The organism is Psychrobacillus sp. OK032, assembly GCF_900111345.1.
Classification (GTDB): Bacteria; Bacillota; Bacilli; order Bacillales_A; family Planococcaceae; genus Psychrobacillus.
Genome location: NZ_FOGY01000002.1, coordinates 358,937 through 383,576, shown reverse-complemented (window position 1 = coordinate 383,576; position 24,640 = coordinate 358,937). Strand labels below are relative to the sequence as shown.

The window sequence follows — 24,640 nt, the reverse complement described above, 5'->3', positions numbered from 1 at the left end:
TATCTCTGGCATTTGTGATGTTCGATTTTTAAAGAGTTAATTAGTGTTTCTGGTCGCTGAATGTTTCGATGCGAATATTGAACACATTGCTATAACTTAAAAATTTTTTGATAACTCTAGATTTCTATTAGTTCAAAGTATTTTCATATCGAAATTCATTTATTTGAGGTGGGAAGATAATGATTTATCAAGAAATTTTGAATGATTTCTCTTGGGATTCTGTATTGAAAACGTTTGATTGGACACCAAATCAAACGTTTAATATGGCTTTTCAAACTTGCGATCGTTGGGCCGATGACGCGAATCTTGTTGCAATTTACTGGGAAGATGAAGCAGGGAACAAAGAGAAGTGGACATATCAAAAGTTGAAAGAAAAGTCTAACAGGATGGCAAATTTATTACGGTCATTAGGTGTAACAAAAGGGGATCGGATTGCTGGGCTTCTGGGTAAAGACATGGAGCTAATAGTGACAGTATTAGCAGTCTGGAAAATAGGTGCTATATATGTTCCTTTATTCACAGCATTTGGGCCGGAAGCGCTCGAACATCGTTTAAATGATTCAGAATGTAAATTTTTAGTGACTAATAAAGAACAAAAAAAGAAAATCGAAGGAAAAAATATTTCTGTACAAACTATTTTAATAGATGGTCTATTTCAAGGCGAATTAACGTTTATGGAATATGTCGATACTTTTTCAGCTGAATATAAAATAGAGTTTACAAATATTATGGACCCATGTGTTATACAGTATACATCTGGTTCAACCGGCTTAGCTAAAGGCGCAGTATGGGCACATAAAATTCTCGTCAGTATTTATCCATATCAGATTTACGCAGTAGGAACTCAGAAAGAAGATAGATTTTTTGGTGGCGCGGATCTTGGCTGGGCATATGGGCTTATACAATCGACTTTTGCTCCATTAAGTTTTGGTGTGCCAATTCTTATATATAAAGGAAAGTTTAAAACTAAAAAAGTATATCAACTGTTACAGGATTATGAAATTACCAGTTTTGCATATGCTCCTACAGCATACAGGGCAATGATGGCAGAAGGATCAGAACTTGTAAAGCAGTATAAATTTAAAGTGAAAAAATTTAGCAGTGCTGGTGAACCATTAAATGCTGAGGTTGTTCGTTTCTTTAAGAATAATTTTGGAAGAGAAATCTATGACCATTATGGTGCTACTGAGGCAGGTATGATTATCAATAACTATAATGTTACAAACATGGCTGTCAAACCAGGTTCAATGGGATTTCCTTCACCCGGTTATAATGTTGCGTTGTTAGATGCACAAGATAAGGTGGTAGAAAAAGGAATTACTGGAGAAATTGCTGTAGACATGACTGGGTTTCCATACTTTTTTCTGGGTTATTGGAATAATCCTGAGAAAACAAAAGAAAAAATGCGTGGGAAATGGTTGTTGACAGGAGATCTTGCTAAACAAGATGAAGATGGTTACTTTTGGTTTCAAGGTCGTTCTGACGATATTATTTCAAGCGCGGGATACCGCATTGGTCCCTTTGAAGTAGAGAGCAGTTTATTAGAGCATCCGGCTGTTTCGGAAGCAGCTGTTGTAGGTAAGCCTGATGATGCAAAAGGAGAAATTGTAAAAGCCTTTATAGTACTTAATAAACCCTATGAAGCTTCAGCTGATCTGGGAAAAGAGTTGAGCACTTATGTCAAGGAAAAGCTCTCAAAACACCAATATCCAAGAGAAGTAGAGTTTTTGGATAGTCTTCCTAAAACTCAAAGTGGAAAAATCCAACGATTTCTTTTAAAGGAAGTTAATCATGTAATTAAATGATTATTCTTCAGTTGTGATGAAAAAATAAATTATCAATATAAAATATAAAATAAAAAGGAGTTTGAGCACTATGTACAACTTTAGCCCATCTGAGGAACAAAAAGAATTGCTTCTAAGAGCAAAAAAGATTATGGAAGAGGACGTTTATCCTGCAGAAAAATATATTATTCCTGGACAAGGTTTACCATATGATATTTTAAAGCCATTACAGCAAAAGGTAAAAGAGCAAAATTTATGGGCCGCTCACTTGCCGGTACATGCAGGTGGGTTGGGACTAGGAGCTGTATTCCTTGGTCTGTTAAATGAAATTCTTGGAAGTAGTACGATTGGACCGCGCGTATTTGGAACTGCTGCTCCAGATACGGGAAATACAGAGATTCTATTAAATGCTGGTACGGAGGAACAACGTAGAAAATATTTAGACCCACTTGTGAATGATGATATCAGATCGTGTTTTGCATTAACTGAACGTGATGAATCGGGTGCGGATCCTACTGAAATTAAAACAAGTGCTATTAAAGAAGGAAATGACTGGGTTATTAATGGAGAGAAATGGTTTATTAGCCATGCAGGTATGGCATCTTTTGTAATTGTTATGGCAGTGACGAACCCAGATGCTGCTCCTCATGAACGTTCAAGTATGTTTATCGTTGATATAGATCATCCGGGACTAGAAAGAGTGAGGGATATTGCGGTTATGGGAGATTATAGTGAAGGGGGCCATTGGGAATTAAAATTTAATAACTGCCGTGTACCTGCAGACAGTATGCTAGGAAATCCAGGGGAAGGATTTAAATTGGCACAAATGAGACTAGGACCTGGGCGTATTACACATGCTATGCGCTGGCTCGGTGTAATGAACCGGAGTTTTGATCTAATGGTTAACTATGCACTAAAAAGAAAAAGCCGTGGTCAAAGTTTATCAGAATATCAAACAATCCAAAACTTTGTTGCAGATTCTGCAGCGGAAATTGCTTCTGCAAAACTTTTAACACTTCATGCTGCTTGGAAATTAGATCAAGGTGAAGATGCTAGAAAAGAGATATCGTTAATAAAATTTCATGGTGCCAAAATATTGAATGATGTCGTTAGTCGGGCAATACAAGTACACGGATCGTTAGGCTATTCCAAAGATACTCCTTTAGAAGCTTTTTATCGTGAGGCTAGAGCAGCCCATATTTACGATGGCCCAGATGAAGTTCATAGAGTGGTTGTGGCAAAACGTATCTTTAAAGAATATAAAAACCTGAAAGTAGAGCCTAGCTTAGTAAGTAGATAAGAATGGAGGTGTGTTCATGTGGAAAACCATTTTGATTTAACGGGTAAGGTAATATTAGTAACGGGTGGAAGTCGCGGACTTGGTGAACAAATGGTCCGTGATTTCTCTGAACAAGGAGCAGACGTTGTTATAGCAAGCAGGAATTTTGAAAAGTGTGTGTCGTTAAGTGATGAATTGAAAAGCATGGGAAGAAAGGCACTACCTATTAGATGTGATGTTACAAATATTGAAGATATACAAGGAATGTTCCGACAAACATTAGAAAATTTCGGGAAAATAGATATAGTGGTTAATAATGCAGGTGTTAATACGTCAAAACCAGCTCTCGAAGTTACAGAAAAGGATTATGATTTTATTTTTGATATAAATATAAAAGGTTTGTTTTTTTGTAGTCAAGAAGCTGCAAAATATATGGAGAAGCAAGGATATGGGAAAATCATTAATCTAGCATCCGTTGGTGGAATTAAACCCTTAAAAAGAATAGCTTTATATACTGCTAGTAAAGCAGCGGTTATTCATTTAACAAAATCGCTTGCGGCCGAGTGGGCTAGATATGGAATCCATGTTAATGCAATCGCTCCAGGGTTTATCGGTACAGAAATTAATGAAGAAGAGAGAAATGATGAGGAATTAATGGGAAAAATGTTGAAAAAAATACCTTTTAGGAAGTTTGGAGATCCAAAGGATGTTTCCTCGCTAGCACTTTATTTGGCCTCAAAACAAGCTGAATATATAACAGGACAGACCTTTATTGTCGATGGAGGATTTACGATAGAGTAAGCTCTAGGCCTTGGGATTCTGGACTTAAAAATCTTTCTAATTATTAGAGTGAAAGTTAAAAAAAGGATCTTTTTGAAGTAATATATAATTAGTTTTGATGGTAAAACTGAAGTTTTGGGAAATGTCATATTGAAAAATTTGACATCTCTTTTTTTTTTAGAAGCTTTGCAGAATTGATTAGCTTAGCAAATCCTTCATCGAAAAATCTTGTTTTTAAATTTTGATTTGACATTTAAATTTTAAACCATCATAATTTAATTGAATAGTATAAAAATTTATAGGTTTGGGATGATGAAAAAATGACGTTAAGAGAAAAAAAGGTTGCTAAGAAAAAAGAGGATATTTTAAAATCTGCAGCAAGTATCCTAGCGGAAAAGGGATATTTTGGGACGACGATGGAAGAAATTGCAGCAAGCCTTTTAATGACGAAAGGCTCTATTTATTACTACTTCAAGGATAAGCAAGATCTGTTATATCAAAGCCAAAAAGTTCTTTTGGAACAAAGTTTGATTAATATCGAAGAAATTTCAAGAATGGAATTATTATCTCCAAAAGAGAAGTTGGGGAAAGCAATGTTTGTGCATCTTGAATTTCTTATTAGTGAATTATCAACTTTTGCAATGGGTATAAAACCCGAACAAGTCTTTACCGGTGAGTATTTAGAAGAAATCTTAAGGTTAAGAGTTAAATATGCAGATTGTTTTGATGAATTGATAACAGAAGGAATTGAATCTGGTGATTTCAAATCAGTGAATGTGACGATATCTAGAAATATTATATTAGGAGCAATGAACTGGGTTGTTCAATGGTATTCCCCAGAAAAAAAGGGTGATGCGGAAATTGCAGAAATGATTTCTGAATACTTATTACAAATTTTTGTGAAAAATGAAAAATAAATTATTTTAATAGCCAATAGTATGGGAAGCGAAATCCGACCTGACAGATAAGGGTAGAAAAAATTATTGTTTTAATCTAGCAAGTCTCTTTAAAACCAGAGGCTGAAGCTTAAAATATTTTTAATATGAGCGACAGAAATTATTTAGGTATATAAAGATTAATAATAAAGGAGTGATTTTATTGAACTATCATTCAACTGGACAGGAAAATCAAATTCTAACTGGAGATGGTCTTAATCTATTTGCAGTAAAGAAATATCTATCTGAGAATATTGAAAACTTCCCTAATGAGCCGTTAGAAGTTGAACAATTTTCTACAGGGTTATCTAATTTGACTTTTCTTATTCGCAGTGGAAATTGGGAGGCAGTTTTGAGACGACCTCCTAATGGTCCATTACCTCCTAAGGCACATGATATGAAACGTGAATCGGATTTTTTGGAGAAATTACATCCTTATTTTCCGTTTGTTCCAAAACCATATTTACTTTGTCAAAATGAAAGTGTAATTGGAGTTCCATTTTATATTATGGAGCGAAAAATAGGTGTTGTTTTAGATGAAACATTTCCTCCAAATCAAGAAGTTTCAAAGGAGCAACTGCAAAAATTGTCTTACCAAGTTGTAGATACTCTGGCGGAATTACATCAAGTCAATTTTGAAGAAGCAGGTCTTTCGGATTTTGGATATGCTCATGGTTTCCTTGAAAGGCAAGTTCATGGATGGATAAAACGTTATAAACAGGTTGAAACACACCATATTTCTTATTTCGAAAAAGTAAGTAATTGGCTTGTAAATAACATTCCACTAACTTCTGATAGTGCAATAATTCATAATGATTACAAATTAAATAATATGTTACTCTCGTCAGATTTAACTGAAATAAAAGCTGTTTTGGATTGGGAAATTGCGACTATAGGTGATCCGATTTTTGATTTGGCTGGAGCCTTGGCTTATTGGATACAAGAAGATGATCCCGAATCACTTAAAGAAAGTTTACCATCCATTACGGCAACACCTGGATTTATAAGTAGAAATGAATTTTTAAATCAATATGAACTCAAGACTAAAAAAAGTGTTCCTGCGTTAAACTTTTATATGACATTAAATTATTTTAAACTTGCTATTGCTCTACAACAAATTTATTATCGTTGGAAAATTGGTCAATCCGAAGATGAAAGATTTAAAAACTTAGATCAAAGAGTTACTAATTTGATGAAACATGCGTATGAAATGATTAGTAGCAAATTATAAATTTATTTCATATTGTTTGATAATTAAAGGGTACTGCATGTTTACTTATACCCTTTCTTAGACAATTACCTTTCCGTTAATTGATCCGAAGCAGTTCTAAAACACGATATAACAAGTTTAATAGGATGTCTTTATTCATTTGAGAAAAGAAATTCTTGAATTCAGTTGACATTATCTAAATATCGTTATAGACTAAGTATTGTCTTTCCTATCTGTTTGGTGGGGGAGTACTTGTCTCAGTAGCTCAGCTGGATAGAGCAACGCCCTTCTAAGGCGTCGGTCGGGAGTTCGAATCTCTCCTGGGACGTTTCAAGGCTACAATAGTTTCTCAAGAGCCGACAATAAAACGCTTCAAATCCTTATTTCGAAAGGATTTGAAGTGTTTTTTTGTTTGATAGGAAATAGTGAGACTTGGATAAATATTGTGATCCAGTCTAGTTTGAGTTTCTGTCCAATGTAATTGTTTATCATTCCACAAAGCAGGGAAACAGTTTTGTAGGAGGGATACAGATGATAGCAATTACACATATAGGTCTATCGGTACCAGATATTGAGGGAGCTATTAAATGGTACGAAGAAATATTGTATTTTAATTAATAGCAGGTCCTTATTCTTTTAACTCGAAGGATGAAAGCAAACATAACATGACAAATGATTTACTTGGTGACAACATTATAAGAATGAGAAATGCTCATATGATATCGGTGAATCAAGTTGGAATTGAGTTGTTTGAATTTCAAGAACCGCAAAAATGAAGGCTACTTTCATATTTGTTTCTAGCAGATGACATCGAACAACTAGCTGGAAAAATAGAGAATGCTAGTGGGAAAAGATAAAGTGTGATATATGAAACGCTTGGGAAGTAAAGCCTTATTACTTGGTTTACTGTGAAGATTCAAATGGAAATATTATCGAACTTTATAATCATAGTATGGAAACAATGTATGTCAATAAAGATTGAGTAAGAAATATCATAAAAAAATAGGAAATTAATTGTTTATTCCTTTTTTGTGTGGAAATATAAAAAGTAAGCTTGATAAAAATTTAGAGGAGGAATTTTGTAATGGCTAAAAAGCAAAACGATCGCAACAAAAACAGCAACGAAAATATGACTGTCGAAGAAGCGGGACGCAAAGGCGGAGAAGCTACCTCTAAGAATCGTGGTCGCGAATTTTACGAGGAAATTGGTCGTAAGGGTGGAGAAGCCCGTAGTAAACAGCGTGATAATAAATTAGACAAAAATTAAATAGTAAAAGATACAATTTATAACACTAAAAAGACACTCTTTAGTCATGAGAAGCAGACTAAAGAGTGTCTTTTGTTATGAATAAAATTAGGAGTGTTCTCAATTAATGAAATTCCTTAAAAACAAAGAGATATTTGTGTAAGTTTATGAATAGATTAGGAAATAGCCATTCATTGATAATTTGTCTTGGCGATTTTTAATATGATATTGGGGGTTTTTGGTTGAAGGGAAAAGTTGCGGTAATGATAGAACCTGAACAAATGATTTTTGAAGAGTACGATTTACCGAAGGCAGCAAAAGATTCCATATTAGTTCGTGTTATAAGGACGAATGTTTGTGGGTCGGAACTGCATATTTGGAAAGGGTTACATCCTACGAAAAAATCCGGGGTTATGGGACATGAAATGGTAGGTGAAATTGTAGAGCTTGGTGAGGGTGTCACGACCGATTATGCTGGACAACCAGTACATGTGGGTGATCGTATCGCAGCAGCCTATTTTTTAACTTGCAAGAAATGTAAACATTGTTTGCAGGGATATACGAATTTATGTGAAAACGCATATGAGTATTGGAGCAAAGAAGCCCATGAGTATCCTCATTTTCATGGATCATTTGCCACGCATTACTATATTCATCCAGATCAATATTTTTATAAAGTTCCAGATAATGTGCCAGATGAGGTAGCAGCAGGTGCAAACTGTGCCCTGTCACAGGTGTACTTTGGCATTGAAAAATCGGGGTTAAGATATGGAGATACAGTTGTAGTCCAAGGCGCCGGTGGACTTGGTTTGAATGCTACGGCAGTTGCGAAAATGTTTGGAGCTAAAGTTATTGTCATTGACACTGTACCTAATCGTCTTGAGTTAGCAAAAAGATTTGGTGCTGACGAAATAGTGTCAATGGACGAATATAAAACGGTTGAGGAACGTGTAGAGAAAATAATGTTGCTAACAAATGGAATTGGAGCGGATGTTGTAATGGAACTAACTGGAGTTCCTGCAGCGATATCAGAAGGCATTCATCTCATTAAATCAGGGGGGAAATATATTTCGATTGGCAATATTTCTCCTGGCAAATTAACCGAGTTCGATCCAGGGCTAATGACAAGAAAAAATATTTATATACTAGGACTCATTCGGTATGAACCTTGGTATTTATATAAATCATTGAAATTTTTAAGTTTGAACATAAATAAATATCCATTTAGTGAGATTCTCGCTTGTGATTTTACATTAGAGGATCTGTCGAAAGCTTTGGATGCTTCCTTTAATCGTGGAGTGACGCGTGCTTCGATTGGAATTGAACATACCAATTAAAGAATGGCAGGAATAGATTTTATACGGTTTTGTAGAAGAGGCGTTATCTCAATTGAAATAAAAGAAATATAAAATATTGGGGGAATATATAATGTGTAACTCTAAAAAAGTTTACGTACTTGATACAGGTACGATGAAGATGGATAAAAACTATATGATTTCGATGCACAATCCTGCTAGTGTATCTAATCCAAGTCCCGAATCAGAATTTGTGGAGTTTCCGGTTTTCGCTGTATTAATCGATCATCCGGAAGGAAAGATTTTGTTTGATACGGGATGTAACCCAGAAGGTATGGGAGACGATGGACGTTGGCCAGAAGGAATTCAGCAACTTTTCCCAGCGTTTCAAAATGAAGAATGTTATCTAATCAATCGATTAGAACAGTTAAGGGTTCGTCCTGAAGATATAAAATATGTAGTAGCTTCCCACTTACATTTAGATCACGCTGGATGCTTAGAGCTTTTTACAAATGCAGAAATTATCGTACATGATTCAGAATTACAGAATGTCATGAAAACCTTTGCGCTGACTCGAAATATGGGTGCCTATATATGGGGAGATGTGATGGCATGGATTAAGAACGAGCTACGCTGGCGAACTATTAAACCGACAGAAAAAGAAGTGAATTTAGTAGAAGGCATTAAAATTATAAACTTCGGTCCAGGACATGCATATGGGATGCTAGGGTTGCATATTGAATTGCCTGGTACTGGGAGTTTACTTTTAGCTTCAGATGCATTGTACACGGCGGAAAGTTTAGGGCCACCTGTTAAACCACCAGGGATCCTATATGATTCGGTTGGTTACAATTCCACAGTTGAACGTATTAGAAGCTTTGCAGAAGAGAACAACTCGACCATTTGGTTTGGTCATGATGAAAAACAATTTAAAACCTTGATTAAGTCTACTGAGGGATACTACGAATAGTAAAATTATTTTTGGAAAGTAGATGATCATATGTTAATAAACGGGTCTATTATAGCTTCAGAAGAATTGATAGCGGGAGAAAGAGATATAATTGATGTTTTAAATCCATATAATCAAGAAAAAATAGGACATATTTTCTGTGCTACTAAAAACGAAGTAGTTCTAGCGGTGGAAAATGCTCATGAAGTTTTTCAACATACGATGAAGAAAATGCCAGCGCATAAAAGAAGTGAAATCTTAAGAAATACGGCAGATTTGTTAGAAATAAGAAAAGATGCATTTGCGGAACTTCTAACATTGGAAGCAGGTAAACCAATTGTAGAATCGCGAGGTGAAGTCGCTAGAGCGATTCAAGTTTTACATTTTGCCGCAGAGGGTGCGAAAAATCTTCATGGGGAGCAAATAGTACTTAATAATGCAATCGGTGGAGAGCAACAATTTGGTTTTTCTAAGCGCGTTCCATTAGGTGTTGTCGCAGCTATAACGCCTTTTAATTTCCCGTTAAATATGGCATTGCATAAAATTGCTCCTGCAATCGCAGCAGGAAATACAATTGTAATAAAACCAGCGGAAAAAACACCATTTTCTATAGTTGCTTTATATAAATTATTTCATGAGGCGGGGTTACCCTCAGGGGTGCTTAACATTATTCAAGGTACTGGGCAGAAGCTAGTAGAGCCCCTTGTAACACATCCGCTTGTCAAAAAAGTAACCTTCACTGGTAGTGGAGTAGTAGGTTGGGATATCCACGAAATGGCTAAAGGGAAAAAAGTGACGCTTGAATTAGGGTCCAATGCGCCTAATATTATTTTTGGAGATGCGAATATAGATAACGCCGTATCTTCCATACTAATGGGCGGCTTTACATTTGCGGGACAAGCATGTGTTTCGGCACAACGTATTTTTGTTCATCAATCCGTTTATGAGGATTTTTTAAACAAACTAACAGAAAAGGTATCTGATCTAAGAATGGGTGATCCTAAAGAAGAGTCGACCCAGTTAGGACCGATGATTACAGAAGAGGCAGCTGAAAAAGCGGAATCGTGGATTCAAGAGGCTGTTCGATCAGGAGCTATAATTCGTACGGGCGGGAAAAGAAATGGTACTTTCTTAGAACCAACGATTTTAGAAAATGTTAATTTTCAAATGAAAGTTGTTTGTCAGGAAGTTTTTGCTCCAATTATTGCTGTATTGCCTTTTGAAACGGAAGAAGAAGTGATTAATTATGCAAACGATTCACGCTACGGTCTACAAGCAGGGGTATTTACGAATAATATAAACCTTGCAATGCGAATGGCGGAAGATTTAGAAACAGGAGGAGTATGGATTAATGAAGTTTCTGTTAAACGATATGATCATATTCCATACGGTGGTGTGAAAGAAAGTGGTATAGGTAAAGAAGGAATTCATTATGCAATTAAAGAGATGACGGACCTTAAATTTATTGGGATGAAAATTTTATCATAGAGGGGCGAGCTTTGTGAAAGTAAAGTCTGCTATTTTACGTGAATCAGGTGCAAAGAGACCTTATGCATCTAGTAAACCTATCAAAATCGAACAAGTAGATTTAGATTCACCTGGAGCTGGAGAAGTATTAATACAAATAAAAGCCGCGAGTCTATGTCATTCTGATTTATCTGTGATAAATGGAAGCAGACCTCGACCACTTCCTATGGCACTTGGTCATGAAGCTGCTGGGGTAGTTATTGAAACGGGAGAAGGTGTAACCAACTTCCAACCTGGCGACAAAGTTATTTGCGTATTTGTACCTAGTTGCGGTCAATGCATTCCTTGTGCAGAGGGACGACCGGCTTTATGTGAACCGGGTGCACAATCGAATGTAGCAGGCACGCTTCTTGGAGGCGGTATGCGTATTCATAATGGGGAAGAAAGTATCGGACATCATGTGGGAGTTTCCGCATTCTCCGAATATGCGGTCGTTGCGCAGAATTCTTTAGTTAAAGTAGAAAGAGATTTACCATTTGAAAAAATGGCCTTATTTGGTTGTGCAGTAATAACGGGAGTTGGCGCTGTTGTAAATACTGCCGAAGTTACTTTAGGAAGTAAAGTGGCTGTTATTGGACTTGGCGGTATCGGTTTGAGCGCGTTGCTTGGTGCCATTGCAGCAGGGGCTAATGAGGTCATTGCAGTTGACATTAATGAGAAGAAGTTGGAACAAGCTAAAGAGCTTGGTGCAACTGCTACATTTAATTCGAATGATCCGGATGTTGTGGAACAAATACGTGCTTATACAAATGGAGGAGTAGACTATTCATTTGAAACAGCAGGGGTTGTCGCTGCAATGGATGTTGCGTACGGGGTAACGAAGCGTGGAGGAGTAACTACGACAACCGGTTTACCCCACCCTGAACATAAGTTTGCATTTCCTTACGTTACTTTAACCGCTGAAGAACGGACGCTAAAGGGATCATACGTAGGAAGTTGTGTTCCGAAAAGAGATATTCCTAATTATATAAACTTAATGGAGCAAGGACGACTACCAGTTGATCGACTTCTTTCCAATATTATTTCCTTAGAAGAGATCAATGAAGGATTTGATTTACTTGCAACAGGAGATGCCTCGCGTATTATTATTAAAATGGATTGATCAAAGAATAAACCGCATATGTTGATTAACCAAAATTGTTCAGTAAATTGCTTATTAATTGTGTTAGGACACTAGGAGCTTTTGGTTTGCTTAGAACGGAACGAGTTCTACACCATTACCGAAAATTCTTAATGCGTAGGGATGTGACAAGTCGTATCCCTACGCATTTTTTTCGGCAATCATGTGGTAGTAGTTCCTTCGTCGTTATAGCAACTTTCCTATCATAGTATCAATATAATCAGCCTGAACTTTGAAAAAATTAATAGCAAGAAATGCCTGTTAGAAATCGAGAGAGTGCCCGAAATTGCATCTTACGGCACTTCGGCTCTTCGGCTCTTACATAGAAAGCTGCTTTTCTTTCATTATCCAAATCAATGGTACATATCCTTTGAACGACGTAGGTGCATGGCGGATAAATATAACCAACAAGATTTTAATGAAGTAGGATTATTTCGTCCAAAGCGAAACGAAAACGTATAAGTGCAAAATGGGATCCTTTCACAAACTTTGTGAAATTTTTGATGATGAAAGTTAGTTGATCAACAACCGTGAAACAAATGAAAATATGAAATTAGCATGTTTACCTTTATATTAACTGGGAATATAAAGAGTAAGCTTGATTTCAAGCTTTAAAAAATTTAGAGGAGGAATTTATTAATGGCTAACAAGCAGAACAATCGCAACAGAAACAATGATGAAAACATGACTGTCGAAGAAGCGGGACGTAAAGGCGGAGAAGCTACCTCTAATAATCATGTTCGCGAATTTTACGAGGAAATTGGCCGTAAAGGCGGAGAGGCTACTTCCCAAAATCATGATCGTGAATTTTATGAAGAAATCGGGCGAAAGGGTGGAGAGGCTACCTCTAAAAACCATGACCGAGACTTTTATGAAGAAATTGGCTCCAAGGGTGGAGAAGCACGTAGTAAACAACGGAACAATAAAAACAATTAAAAATACAGCATAATGTGAAAATTTACAGTTAAATAGAGCTTTAAGAAAACACTCTTTAGTCGTAGTAGCGACTAAAGAGTGTTTTCTTGTGCTTTAGGAAATTATAAGATCTATGAGCATATGTGGCTACCTTTCGCTTAACAATATAAGGTATGCCACTTCTTATGGATAATCGTCTTAGCAAGTTGAATAAAGTGTCCGCAATGATTTTCGCTACAGGGCGGACGCTTTCCTCGGGGTGAGTGATGAGCCTTCACCGCCGCTTCGCGTACGTTGTGAAGTCTCATCTGTCTCAACAGAGGTACGAAGGCTAAGATCGCCACATCGTGTGGCAAAGCCTTCGTGACCAACATCCTGTTGGCCTCCGCTGGAGTCGCCGCCCTTCCGCGAAAATCAAAGAAGCTTGCTGATTAATTAGTTTCTCGCTTTATAAACCAAAAGTTTTATTAGAATCGAAGTGAAAAATCGATTATTAGCAAGTATCTCGTGAATATTGATCCGGTAAATGGCTAAGAGCAACCAACTGGTGATTGAAAGCAACTAGTTCTATAAGGTAAGCAACCAAATTTGTACGAGAGCAACCAATTTATGTACGGAGGCAATGATTTCCCATATCAAAGAGTTACTTAATAGGAGGCGACCATTCATATTGTGGAAATAAACATTATTTAGCAATTTGTAACAGAGTGAAGCTCATGCTCACTGTTTAATAAGCAATTTTTTTCTTTTAGTGATAGCTGCCACTTTGGGCTTCGTGCAGTGGTTCTAATATTTCTTATTGGTTTGTTTAGCTAAACGCTAATTAGCTAGCATATTTTATTGATTGAAGCGGAAAGCGTCCGCCTGGAGCGGAAATCAACTGCCCCTGCGGTATTCCACTGCACCGCATTATCCCTAATCGGTGTCTTTGTGGATAGCTCCGGAAACCATTTTTTTTCATGAAAAAGAATTCTCTTTAAATTCAGTGCGTCTCTGTTGAATTCAAATTAATATTGTTATATATTTACTCTTGTCGAAAATTTCACGAAAATTATATTTTAGGTTTTAACATATACTAGAAAACGTTTTTTACACCAAGAGCGAGGAGAAGCAGAGACTTACATGAAAAACAAAGACACAGAGAAATATATTCACCAGTTGATTAGTTCTACTATGCACGATGTTTTGATGGACGTTGAACTGAAACAAGATAACTCTGGAATAAATATGAGCTATAATTTTATTGGAAACTATGTTGGGTTTGATATTCACCGTTTGCAAGAAGCAAGTGCTAAAATGCAAATTCCAATTTCTCTAGAATCATATATTAAAATAATTACTATACACGAATTAGGGCATGCAATTGACCGAGATGCGCTTTTAGCTTCATTATCAAGAACGTTGGAGATTTATAACACTAAGAAAAGTCATTCTTTGTATGAGCTATATAACAATGTAGACTTACTTGCCATGCTAATTGAAGAGCATGAAATGAATATTATTTTTGAACAAACTGCTTGGGAGAATGCCAAGATACTTAATAATAAATTCCAAATCGTAGATGAAAGAAGTTTTGAGGCTGTAAAAGCTCATAGCCTTTCAACTTATCTGAATTTATATAAAGAAGATTTACACTTATATGAAGAACTTGTTCCTTCTCAAAGTGTACGAATTGCCTAAAGGCTACTCTCTTCAACTTTATACGTAATAAATTGCCGACTGGATAATGTTTATCCAGTCGTTTTTTTTTATATGCAATTGTCCAATTTAGACGGAATTTAAGATTGATGTTGAAATTTTCAGAAAAAGGTTAGCTGCATATAGTAAAAAAATATAAATTGATATAGTATATAGGTATATTAAAGGCAAAGGCAGGCGAGTAAAATGAAAAAAAAACATGTTCCTAAAACGAAAGAAAATATTATTTTCTTTCCGGGAATGGTTGAAAAGCTATTAGCGGACGGATTAGCGTTTGCGGAAGTAAATAATCATATAGAAGCAGCTAAATGCTTTGATCAAGCTAAGGAACATATTGAACTAGACGACACGATATTAATTGTATACATACTCTCTCTATTAGAAACTAATCGTCAAACAGAAGCGAAAGTGATCTGTGAAAATCTACTTAAGAAAAGATCACCATTGTTCGAACAAATCGTCGAACTTTACTTAACTATCTTACTCGACCTAAAAGCTTATCATGAAGTTGATAGTGTGTTAAATAAATTACTTGTAGATAAAAGGTTTACGAATGAAAGAAAAAAAAATTTCCTACAATTAAAAGAATTGAGTGGGCGACTTGCAATGGAACAGGAAAGTTTTCTTGCCAATGACACGGAGATTATATCCAGTGTTGATAAGGACAGATTTGCAATCGATAATTTTGTAAAACTAAACTTATTGGAGCAAGAAGCATTGTTACAAGAAGCATTTCACATAGAATCAAACGAAGTACTCACCGATATTATTGACATTGCCCAAAGTAAAAAAGTATCTCCAACTGTACAAACGCTTGCATTATTACTCCTAGGAGCAAATGGGGAGACAACTAATATACTAATTGAAAAGTTTGGTGTTAAAAAAATAGTGAATCCAGTTTCACCTCCTAGTCCAAATGCAATGGAACGAATAGAGTTTATTAAAAGGCATATCTATGGTATTTTAGATAAAGACCCTTCCAAATTACAGTTGACGGTAGGATTAGTACATAGCCATGCGTATGCATTATTTCCATTCGATTGGGAAGCATATAGCGATGAAGCAGTTGCACAAGAATATGTAAATTTTGTTGAGACGTTATTTGGAAACGAAAGTGTACAACCAAATGAGTTGTATGAGTTAATTAAGTTATTGGAAGACTCGACACATATAATAGAGGATGAATAATGTTGAAAGTCTATTCAACTATGCTATAATATACAAGTTGTCAATATAATTAGTGAAAACCTGTCCTGTCTTTTATATACAGGCTGCTAAATTATTGTAATTTATTTTTTGGAGGTAGAATATATGTCAGTTAAATGGGAAAAACAAGAAGGTAATAATGGTCTATTAACAATTGAGGTAACTGCGGATGTAGTAGCTAATGGCTTAGACCAAGCATTTAAAAAAGTAGTAAAACAAATTAATGTACCTGGTTTCCGTAAAGGAAAAATGCCACGTCAAATGTTCGAAAAAATGTATGGTGTAGAATCTTTATACCAAGAGGCATTAGATTACATTCTTCCACATGCGTATTCAGCAGCTGTTGATGAAGCTGATATTAATCCAGTGGATCAACCAGAAATCGATATCGTAACAATGGAAAAAGGACAACCTTTAGTATTTACTGCGAAAGTTGTTGTAAAACCAGAAGTTACATTAGGCGATTACAAAGGTTTAGAAGTTACAAAATTAGACGAAACTGTTTCAGATGAAGAAATCGAAGAGCAACTAAAAAGCCAACAAACTCGTTTAGCTGAATTAGTTGTAAAAGAAGATGCAATCGTAGAAGGCGATACTGCTGTAATTGACTTTGAAGGTTTCGTTGATGACGTTGCATTTGAAGGTGGAGCGGGAACAGACTACCCACTAGAAATCGGTTCTAACTCATTCATCCCAGGTTTTGAAGAACAATTAGTAGGTATAAAAACTGGAGAGTCAAAAGACGTAGAAGTAACTTTCCCAGAAGAATACCACGCTGCTGAATTAGCAGGTAAAAAAGCTGTTTTCAAAGTAACTGTAAAAGAAGTTAAAGGTAAAGAACTACCTGAGCTTAACGACGATTTTGCAAAAGAAGTAGATGCTGAAGTAGAAGGTATCGAAGCATTGCGTGCAAAATTAAAAGAAGCAACAACTGAAGAGAAAAAACAATTAGCAGCACAAACACTTCGCGACAATTTAGTAGAAGCAGCTGCAGCTAATGCAACAATTGACATTCCAGAGGCAATGATTGAGTCTGAGACAGATCGTATGCTTCAAGAATTTGGTCAACGTTTAGAACAACAAGGGATGAACCTAGATCTTTATTATCAATTCTCTGGTCAAGACGAAGCAGCTTTACGTGCTCAAATGCAAGAAGATGCAAACAGCCGCGTAAAAGTTTCCTTAACACTTGAAGCAATTGCTGAAAAAGAAGCATTGGAATCTACAGAAGAAGATGTAAATGCAGAACTTGAAAAAATGGCTGCACAATTCAACATGGCCGCTGAAGATATTAAAAAAGCACTTGGTGGTACAGCAGTACTTGAAAACGACATTCGTTTCCAAAAAACAGTTGAATTCTTAGTAGAGAACGCTAAAATTTCATAATTTACTTAGAACAGTGCAAGCGCCTATGTCAAGGGGAGACAGTCTAAGTTCTTTACATCATGTAGCAACGCCGCATAACATGCAGACCTCTGACAGTTGAACCCACGGCGCTAGAGCTGGAAAAAGTATGGGTAACAGAGTTTATACTTTCTTATTCAGACATGATAGCGTTATAATATAAAACAAGGTACAGCAAATGTCTGTGCCTTGTTTTATACCATACATAGGTTACACGGATATAAAACATAAACGTATTATTTGATTACTTAATAAGAATCTTGTAAGATAATTGTTTGAATAGGGGTGAATATTTTGTTCAAATTCAATGATGAAAAAGGGAACTTAAAATGTTCTTTTTGTGGAAAACCACAAGAACAAGTTCGTAAGTTAGTCGCAGGACCAGGTGTCTATATTTGTGACGAATGTATCGACTTATGTTCTGAAATTGTAGAAGAAGAGCTTGGTATCGAAGAAGAAGTAGAGTTTAAAGAAGTTCCAAAACCAAAAGAGATTTTATCTATTTTAGATGAATATGTAATTGGGCAGGAAAGAGCAAAAAAATCACTTGCAGTTGCAGTGTACAACCATTACAAACGCATCAATTCAAATAGCGTAATCGATGAAGTAGAATTATCTAAATCAAATATCGTACTGATCGGACCTACTGGTAGTGGTAAAACATTGCTAGCACAAACATTAGCACGTATTTTGAACGTACCATTTGCTATTGCAGATGCGACTTCTTTAACGGAAGCGGGCTATGTTGGGGAAGATGTCGAAAATATTCTTTTAAAACTTATTCAGTCTGCGGATTATGATATTGAAAAAGCAGAAAAAGGTATTATTTATATCGATGAAATAGATAAAGTAGCACGCAAATCTGAAAATCCTTCTATTACTAGAGACGTTTCAGGTGAAGGTGTTCAACAAGCGCTACTTAAAATATTAGAAGGTACCGTTGCTAGTGTTCCACCACAAGGTGGTCGTAAGCATCCACATCAAGAGTTCATACAAATTGATACAACGAATATTTTATTTGTCGTTGGTGGTGCATTTGACGGAATCGAACAAATTATTAAACGCCGTCTAGGTGAGAAAGTAATTGGTTTCGGTGCTGATCCAAACAAAGTGGAAATAGAAGCAGGTTCTGTACTTAGTCAGTTAATTCCAGAAGATTTATTGAAATTCGGGCTAATTCCAGAGTTTATCGGTCGTTTACCGGTACTTGCAAGCTTAGAACAGTTAGACAATGAAGCGCTTGTACAAATCTTAACGGAGCCTAAAAATGCTCTTGTGAAGCAATATCAAAAAATGATCGAATTAGATAATGTAAAACTAACATTTGAAGATGATGCATTAATTGAAATTGCGAAAGAAGCGATTGAACGTAAAACTGGGGCTCGTGGTCTCCGTTCTATTATTGAAAATATCATGTTAGACGTGATGTACGAGTTACCATCGCGCGAAGATATTGTTGAGTGTGTAATCACGAAAGAATCTATTACAGATAAAGCACGTCCAAAACTTTTGTTAGAGGATGGCACTGAAGTAGAAAAAGATAACGAAAAAACATCTGCATAACTTGATGTTGATGATATAAGCTGGCTTCCAACCTGCGCGTGCTTAGCGCAAGCAAGGATGTCAGCTTTTTCTTCTTACGTTTCCTTTTGGAGAAAATAGGGAAGAGCGGAATAGAAGGATTGAACCGTATTTTTATCGTACGATTCGGACAGAATAAGTTGGAGGTGACTTCCCGAAATGGCAAACAAAAATATGACATACTATCCAGTATTACCTCTTAGAGGGTTATTAGTATTTCCTACGATGATTCTTCATGTCGATGTAGGGCGTGAACGTTCCATCGCGGCTTTAAACGAAGCGATGTTACGTGAAGAAAAGTTGTTTTTATCTGCACAAAGAGATATGGCTATAGAACAACCAATCATGGAAGATTTATATGATGTTGGTGTGATTGCAACTGTAAAACAAATGGTGAAGCTCCCAAATGGAACGATGCGTGTGTTAGTAGAAGGATTGCAACGTGCGATTTGGGATGATTATAAAAAAACAGATACGTTTGATGAAGTAACTGTTTCTGCATATATTGAACCAGAAAAAGCAGATCAGGAAGACGAAGCGCTTATGCGTACGTTACTACATAATTTTGAAAATTATTCAAAAGTATCCAAAAACGTATCAGAAGAAACATATAATTCCGTAATAGATATCGAGGAACCTGGGCGATTAGCAGATATGGTTGCATCCCATTTACCTTTAAAAATTTCCGGAAAACAAGAAATTTTAGAAATAATGGATGTAAAAGAGCGGTTAGAAGTATTGATTGCACGATTATTCAATGAGCAGGAAATACTCAATCTAGAACAGAAGATTAATACACGTGTCAAACAAGCAATGGAACGAACACAAAAAGAGTTTTACCTTCGTGAGCAAATGAAAGCGATTCAAACCGAGCTTGGAGAAAAAGAAGGTAAAACTGGTGAAGTAGTAGAGTTGAAAAAACGTATTGAAGAAGCGGGACTACCTGAAACGACTAAAAAAAATGTGTTAAAAGAATTAAATCGTTACGAAAAATTACCATCTCAGGCGCCCGAAAGCGGAGTGATTCGGAATTATATCGATTGGATTGTATCTATTCCTTGGTCAAAATCAACAGAAGATCAATTAGATATTAAACGTTCTGAAGAGATATTAAATCGAGACCATGAAGGATTAGAGACTGTAAAAGAAAGAATTTTAGAATATTTAGCCGTTCGCCAATTAACGAAATCATTGCGTGGACCAATCCTTTGTTTAGCAGGACCTCCTGGGGTGGGAAAAACTTCACTTGCGAAGTCTATTGCTGAATCATTAGGCCGTAATTTTGTTCGGATTTCATTAGGTGGGGTACGCGACGAATCAGAAATTCGTGGGCACCGTCGAACCTATGTAGGTTCAATGCCAGGACGCATCATTCAAGGGATGAAAAAAGCAGGTACGATCAACCCACTATTTTTGTTAGATGAAATTGATAAAATGTCAAATGACTTTAGAGGAGACCCTTCTGCTGCTATGCTAGAAGTGTTAGATCCGGAACAAAATAATACATTTAGTGATCATTATATAGAAGAAACATATGATTTATCTAATGTGTTATTTATTGCTACCGCGAATGATTTAAGTACAATTCCTGGTCCATTACGAGATCGAATGGAAATTATTACCCTTGCCGGATATACGGAAATGGAAAAGCTTTCGATTGCTAAAAATCATCTACTACCAAAGCAAATAAAAGAGCATGGATTAACAAAATCTCAGCTTCAATTGAAAGATGATGCGATTATAGATATTATCCGACATTTTACACGAGAAGCAGGGGTAAGGGGTTTAAATCGTGTACTAGCAAATGTTTGCAGAAAAGCAGCACTCCAAATCGTTTCCGGAGACAAAAAAAGAATAACTATTTCAACGAAAAATTTAGAAGATACAATCGGCAAACGAAAATTCAGATTCGGCCTTGCAGAAACAGAAAACCAGATAGGTGTAGCAACAGGGCTAGCTTATACAACGGTTGGTGGCGATACTTTGCAAATTGAAGTATCTTTATCTGCAGGAAGTGGAAAACTTCAACTAACTGGGAAGCTCGGGGATGTTATGAAAGAATCTGCTCAAACAGCGTTATCCTATGTCCGCTCCAAAGCGGAGGTATTTGGTATTGATGCATCATTCCACGAAAACAAAGATATCCATATACATGTACCAGAAGGAGCAGTTCCGAAAGATGGACCGTCAGCGGGAATTACAATTGTTACAGCACTTGTATCCGCTTTGTCAAAACGTCCAATCAAACGAGAAATTGGAATGACGGGAGAAGTAACACTAAGAGGAAGAGTATTACCAATTGGTGGATTAAAAGAAAAAACATTAAGTGCACATCGCGCGGGGTTAACAACGATTATTTGCCCAAAAGACAATGAGCGTGATATTGAAGATATTCCAGAAAGTGTTCGTGAAGTATTAACATTTCATTTTGTTTCCGATGCTCAAGAGGTGCTTCAATTAGCATTGGAGGAGACAAAAAAATGAAAATCAATAACGTCGAGCTACTTATAAGTGCTGTAAGACCAGCGCAATATCCAGAAGGAGGCTTACCAGAATTCGCGTTAGCAGGACGTTCGAATGTTGGTAAATCGTCTTTTATCAATAAAATGATTGGTCGAAAAAGTATGGCGCGCATTTCATCTAAGCCAGGAAAAACACAAACGCTAAATTTTTATAAATTAGAGGAAGATTTACTTTTTGTGGATGTACCTGGGTACGGTTATGCCAAAGTATCAAAGACAGAACGTGCAGCATGGGGGAAAATGATTGAGACATATTTCACCTCTCGCGATGTTTTAAAAGCAGTCGTGCTACTTGTAGATTTACGTCATCCTCCAACAGCGGATGATTGCATGATGTATGACTTTTTAAAGCATTATAATATTCCATGTATTGTAGTTGCGACAAAAGCAGATAAAATCCCTAAAGGTAAATGGGACAAGCATAAAAAGATAGTCAAAGAGGAACTGCAGATGGAAAAAGGCGATCCACTTGTCGTATTCTCATCTGAAACAGGTTTAGGTTACGATACTGCCTGGGCTGAGATTGAAAGTAGAATGTAATTTTCTATTAGAACAGTCAGATTGTATAGTTAGTTAAAAAAGATTATGTAGGGTAATATATCTCTACATAATCTTTTTTCTGCAGTTTTCTATTCGCTAATTTTCTGCATATTTCGCATTCAAGCTATTGCCTTGTAAATGGCCAAGTTGTTTGTTAATATTATTTTATAATCATTCTAATTAAGATTTCATAGCTTGTTCACAAATGATTAATAACCTGCGGAAAAGCTATGCTATAATAGGGCTAATGAAATGAACGTGAAAGGGAGACATGATTCCATGCATACAATCGTGGTAGGTGTCAATTATCGTACTGCTCCAGTTGAAATTCGAGAAAAGCTATCATTTGTCGAAACAGAGCTTCCGAATGCAATGCGAGCATTACAAGGGCAAAAAAGCATACTCGAAAATGTCATTGTATCTACTTGTAACCGTACAGAAATATACGCGACAGTAGATCAATTACATACAGGCAAATATTATGTTAAGCAATTTTTAGCAAATTGGTTTGATATTCCTTTAGAAGACTTATCTAACTATTTATTTATCCATGAAGACAATGAAGCAAATAATCATTTGTTCCGAGTTACTGCAGGGATAGATTCGATGGTACTTGGGGAAACACAAATACTTGGCCAAGTGAGAAAAAGCTTTCTAAATGGTCAAGAAAATGGGACAACCGGAACCGTTTTCAATCAATTATTTAAACAAGCTGTTACATTTGCAAAGCGTGCACATTCAGAAACAGCTATTGGTGAAAATGCAGTTTCCGTTTCTTATGCAGCAGTGGAGCTTGGAAAGAAAATTTTCGGTACGTTAAAACATAAACATGTAGTCATTTTAGGTGCTGGAAAAATGGGAGAGCTTGCCATCCAAAACTTGCACGGAAGTGGTGCAGAAAAAGTAACGGTTATTAACCGTACTTTTGAAAAAGCGAAAGAGCTTGCTGAGAAATTCGAAGGAAATGCAAAACCGATGGACGAGCTACAATGTGCTCTGTTGGAAGCAGATATTCTAATCAGTTCAACAGGTGCAACAGACTTTGTAATTGACTTCGAATTAATGCAGTTTGTGGAACGATTACGTAAAGGTAAACCACTTTTTATGGTAGATATCGCGGTACCACGTGATCTAGACCCAAGAATTGGTGATTTGCCAAATGTCTTTTTATATGATATTGATGATTTACAAGGAATTGTTGAAGCAAATTTAGCAGAACGTGAACGAGCAGCTGGTCAGATAAACCAGATGATCGGAACCGAAATGGAACAATTTAATGATTGGATCGCAACGCTTGGAGTTGTCCCAATTATTTCGGCACTTCGTCAAAAAGCAAACAGAATACAATCTGAAACAATGGTTTCTATTGAAAACAAAATGCCAAATTTAACTGATCGTGAGCGGAAAATTTTAAATAAGCACACGAAATCTATTATTAATCAGCTGTTGAAAGAGCCAATTTTGCAAGTGAAGGAATTATCCACAGCAAAAGAATCAGTAGAACAACTGCAATTATTCCAACAAATATTTGGAATTGAAGAAGACGTACAAAAGGAAATTATCGACCAAGCAGAAAAAGCGAAAATTAACTTAAAACAATCTATTATCCAATCCCAAAATTTAAAAGAAAACTTATCATTTTAAAGAAGTAAAAGGAGGCGTTTTATATCTATATGGAAACTAATAGATATATAAGACGCCTTTTTGATATGTAGGTATAAAGGTAAAAACTTTTTTACTCAGTATCGATCCAGCTCCAGCGCATTTCTTATGTAAAGGGAGATTTGATATGGCAGATTTGACGATGACAAGGCTACACGAGATAATGGTCGTCCTCCAATCCGTTAGTCTTGTTTTTTATTTTATCGATTATTTAAATAAAGATCGTCATGCACACCGAATTGCGGTGCGGCTGCTCTCAATTGTTTGGATATTGCAAACGGTATTTTTAGTGTTGTATATAATTGAAACAAAGCGATTTCCAATTTTATCTTTGTTTGAGGGGATATATTTTTATGCATGGTTAATCATTCTATTATCCTTAGTTTTGCAACTTATATTCCGCTTAGATTTACCCGCATTCTTTTTGAATGTGATTGGGTTTATCTTTATGACGATTCATACCTTTGCACCAAATCAGATTGAACAGTCTGCAGTTGGTGATACACTGCGATCTGAGTTATTATTTATTCATATTACATTTGCTTTAATGGCATATGTCGCTTTTTCTTTATCATTTGTTTTTTCGACATTATACTTGATTTTATATCGTGTGCTAAAAAAGAAGAAATGGACCAAGCAATTTTCTAGATTGCCATCCTTAAAACAAGCAGAAACAGGGATGACATTATCTATTTTAGTAGGAGTTCCTCTGTTGTTTGTAAGTTTAGTTCTTGGGTTAGAATGGGCATATGTATCCCTGGATGTATTTTCTATCGCTGATTTTAAGATAGTAAGTTCTTTCTTCCTATTAGTTATATATGTTGTCGTCTTAGTAATAAAAAAACAAGCAAAGTTTATTGGTACAAACTATGCTTGGGTTCATATATATGCATTTTTATTTGTTTTGATCAATTTTTTATTAGGTAGTCAATTCTCAGAATTTCATTTATGGTATTAATTTTATTCAGCAGGGGTTAAAACATACGT

At 36.0% G+C, this 24,640-nt stretch carries 19 protein-coding genes and 1 tRNA gene; all 20 read left to right on the top strand.

What is annotated here, in order from left to right; translation table 11 throughout:
• The first annotated feature begins 179 nt into the window (after nucleotides 1-179).
• Nucleotides 180-1,805, top strand: coding sequence for an acyl-CoA synthetase (locus tag BMZ04_RS05460; RefSeq protein WP_093266412.1), 1,626 nt, complete (start codon nucleotides 180-182; stop codon nucleotides 1,803-1,805).
• A gap of 70 nt (nucleotides 1,806-1,875) precedes the next feature.
• Complete coding sequence (locus BMZ04_RS05455) at nucleotides 1,876-3,084, top strand: acyl-CoA dehydrogenase family protein (RefSeq protein ID WP_093266409.1); 1,209 nt, start codon at nucleotides 1,876-1,878, stop codon at nucleotides 3,082-3,084.
• An 18-nt stretch (nucleotides 3,085-3,102) separates the two neighbouring features.
• Nucleotides 3,103-3,864, top strand: a complete 762-nt coding sequence (locus BMZ04_RS05450) for an SDR family NAD(P)-dependent oxidoreductase (protein ID WP_093266407.1) — start codon at nucleotides 3,103-3,105, stop codon at nucleotides 3,862-3,864.
• A gap of 299 nt (nucleotides 3,865-4,163) precedes the next feature.
• Nucleotides 4,164-4,760, top strand: a complete 597-nt coding sequence (locus BMZ04_RS05445; RefSeq protein ID WP_093266404.1) for a TetR/AcrR family transcriptional regulator — start codon at nucleotides 4,164-4,166, stop codon at nucleotides 4,758-4,760.
• Between the two features lie 181 nt (nucleotides 4,761-4,941).
• The gene (locus tag BMZ04_RS05440; protein WP_255367808.1) at nucleotides 4,942-6,009 is read left to right on the top strand and encodes a phosphotransferase family protein; all 1,068 of its coding nucleotides are present in this window, start codon (nucleotides 4,942-4,944) and stop codon (nucleotides 6,007-6,009) included.
• A 233-nt stretch (nucleotides 6,010-6,242) separates the two neighbouring features.
• A tRNA-Arg gene (locus BMZ04_RS05435) sits at nucleotides 6,243-6,316 on the top strand.
• A 756-nt stretch (nucleotides 6,317-7,072) separates the two neighbouring features.
• A complete protein-coding gene (locus BMZ04_RS05425; protein ID WP_093266399.1) occupies nucleotides 7,073-7,255 on the top strand; it encodes a KGG domain-containing protein in 183 nt (60 codons plus the stop codon).
• Between the two features lie 221 nt (nucleotides 7,256-7,476).
• Nucleotides 7,477-8,571, top strand: a complete 1,095-nt coding sequence (locus BMZ04_RS05420; protein WP_255367807.1) for a zinc-binding dehydrogenase — start codon at nucleotides 7,477-7,479, stop codon at nucleotides 8,569-8,571.
• A gap of 91 nt (nucleotides 8,572-8,662) precedes the next feature.
• The gene (locus BMZ04_RS05415; protein WP_093266396.1) at nucleotides 8,663-9,499 is read left to right on the top strand and encodes an AhlS family quorum-quenching N-acyl homoserine lactonase; all 837 of its coding nucleotides are present in this window, start codon (nucleotides 8,663-8,665) and stop codon (nucleotides 9,497-9,499) included.
• Nucleotides 9,500-9,529: 30 nt separating this feature from the next.
• A complete protein-coding gene (locus BMZ04_RS05410) occupies nucleotides 9,530-10,966 on the top strand; it encodes an aldehyde dehydrogenase family protein (RefSeq protein ID WP_093266393.1) in 1,437 nt (478 codons plus the stop codon).
• Nucleotides 10,967-10,979: 13 nt separating this feature from the next.
• Complete coding sequence (locus BMZ04_RS05405) at nucleotides 10,980-12,107, top strand: zinc-dependent alcohol dehydrogenase family protein (RefSeq protein ID WP_093266390.1); 1,128 nt, start codon at nucleotides 10,980-10,982, stop codon at nucleotides 12,105-12,107.
• Between the two features lie 657 nt (nucleotides 12,108-12,764).
• Nucleotides 12,765-13,061, top strand: coding sequence for a KGG domain-containing protein (locus tag BMZ04_RS05400; RefSeq protein ID WP_093266388.1), 297 nt, complete (start codon nucleotides 12,765-12,767; stop codon nucleotides 13,059-13,061).
• Between the two features lie 1,101 nt (nucleotides 13,062-14,162).
• Nucleotides 14,163-14,720: an integrase gene (locus BMZ04_RS05390; RefSeq protein ID WP_093266383.1), complete on the top strand. Its 558-nt coding sequence runs from the start codon at nucleotides 14,163-14,165 to the stop codon at nucleotides 14,718-14,720.
• 204 nt (nucleotides 14,721-14,924) lie between these two features.
• Complete coding sequence (locus BMZ04_RS05385) at nucleotides 14,925-15,926, top strand: hypothetical protein (RefSeq protein ID WP_093266380.1); 1,002 nt, start codon at nucleotides 14,925-14,927, stop codon at nucleotides 15,924-15,926.
• A 123-nt stretch (nucleotides 15,927-16,049) separates the two neighbouring features.
• On the top strand, nucleotides 16,050-17,330 hold the full coding sequence (tig, locus tag BMZ04_RS05380; protein WP_093266377.1) for a trigger factor: 1,281 nt from the start codon (nucleotides 16,050-16,052) through the stop codon (nucleotides 17,328-17,330).
• 312 nt (nucleotides 17,331-17,642) lie between these two features.
• Nucleotides 17,643-18,911 carry an ATP-dependent protease ATP-binding subunit ClpX gene (gene clpX, locus BMZ04_RS05375; protein ID WP_093266374.1) on the top strand — a complete coding sequence of 423 codons (1,269 nt, stop codon included), beginning with the start codon at nucleotides 17,643-17,645 and terminating at the stop codon, nucleotides 18,909-18,911.
• A 177-nt stretch (nucleotides 18,912-19,088) separates the two neighbouring features.
• Nucleotides 19,089-21,413 (top strand): endopeptidase La, encoded by a 2,325-nt coding sequence (gene lon / locus BMZ04_RS05370; RefSeq protein WP_093266371.1) that lies wholly within the window; start codon nucleotides 19,089-19,091, stop codon nucleotides 21,411-21,413.
• The gene (gene yihA, locus BMZ04_RS05365) at nucleotides 21,410-21,991 is read left to right on the top strand and encodes a ribosome biogenesis GTP-binding protein YihA/YsxC (RefSeq protein ID WP_093266368.1); all 582 of its coding nucleotides are present in this window, start codon (nucleotides 21,410-21,412) and stop codon (nucleotides 21,989-21,991) included. Before lon ends, yihA begins: the two co-directional genes overlap by 4 nt.
• 279 nt (nucleotides 21,992-22,270) lie before the next feature.
• Nucleotides 22,271-23,635: a glutamyl-tRNA reductase gene (hemA, locus tag BMZ04_RS05360; RefSeq protein WP_093266365.1), complete on the top strand. Its 1,365-nt coding sequence runs from the start codon at nucleotides 22,271-22,273 to the stop codon at nucleotides 23,633-23,635.
• Nucleotides 23,636-23,780: 145 nt separating this feature from the next.
• A complete protein-coding gene (gene ccsA, locus BMZ04_RS05355) occupies nucleotides 23,781-24,611 on the top strand; it encodes a cytochrome c biogenesis protein CcsA (protein ID WP_093266362.1) in 831 nt (276 codons plus the stop codon).
• Nucleotides 24,612-24,640 lie beyond the last annotated feature (29 nt).

Bases quoted from the DNA above. Each gene is read 5' to 3' on its own strand.
- BMZ04_RS05460 (WP_093266412.1), top strand. From the start codon at position 180: ATGATTTATCAAGAAATTTTGAATGATTTCTCTTGGGATTCTGTATTG.
- BMZ04_RS05455 (WP_093266409.1), top strand. From the start codon at position 1,876: ATGTACAACTTTAGCCCATCTGAGGAACAAAAAGAATTGCTTCTAAGA.
- BMZ04_RS05445 (WP_093266404.1), top strand. From the start codon at position 4,164: ATGACGTTAAGAGAAAAAAAGGTTGCTAAGAAAAAAGAGGATATTTTA.
- BMZ04_RS05425 (WP_093266399.1), top strand. From the start codon at position 7,073: ATGGCTAAAAAGCAAAACGATCGCAACAAAAACAGCAACGAAAATATG.
- BMZ04_RS05415 (WP_093266396.1), top strand. From the start codon at position 8,663: ATGTGTAACTCTAAAAAAGTTTACGTACTTGATACAGGTACGATGAAG.
- BMZ04_RS05410 (WP_093266393.1), top strand. From the start codon at position 9,530: ATGTTAATAAACGGGTCTATTATAGCTTCAGAAGAATTGATAGCGGGA.
- BMZ04_RS05400 (WP_093266388.1), top strand. From the start codon at position 12,765: ATGGCTAACAAGCAGAACAATCGCAACAGAAACAATGATGAAAACATG.
- BMZ04_RS05390 (WP_093266383.1), top strand. From the start codon at position 14,163: ATGAAAAACAAAGACACAGAGAAATATATTCACCAGTTGATTAGTTCT.
- BMZ04_RS05385 (WP_093266380.1), top strand. From the start codon at position 14,925: ATGAAAAAAAAACATGTTCCTAAAACGAAAGAAAATATTATTTTCTTT.
- tig (WP_093266377.1), top strand. From the start codon at position 16,050: ATGTCAGTTAAATGGGAAAAACAAGAAGGTAATAATGGTCTATTAACA.
- lon (WP_093266371.1), top strand. From the start codon at position 19,089: ATGGCAAACAAAAATATGACATACTATCCAGTATTACCTCTTAGAGGG.
- yihA (WP_093266368.1), top strand. From the start codon at position 21,410: ATGAAAATCAATAACGTCGAGCTACTTATAAGTGCTGTAAGACCAGCG.
- hemA (WP_093266365.1), top strand. From the start codon at position 22,271: ATGCATACAATCGTGGTAGGTGTCAATTATCGTACTGCTCCAGTTGAA.
- ccsA (WP_093266362.1), top strand. From the start codon at position 23,781: ATGGCAGATTTGACGATGACAAGGCTACACGAGATAATGGTCGTCCTC.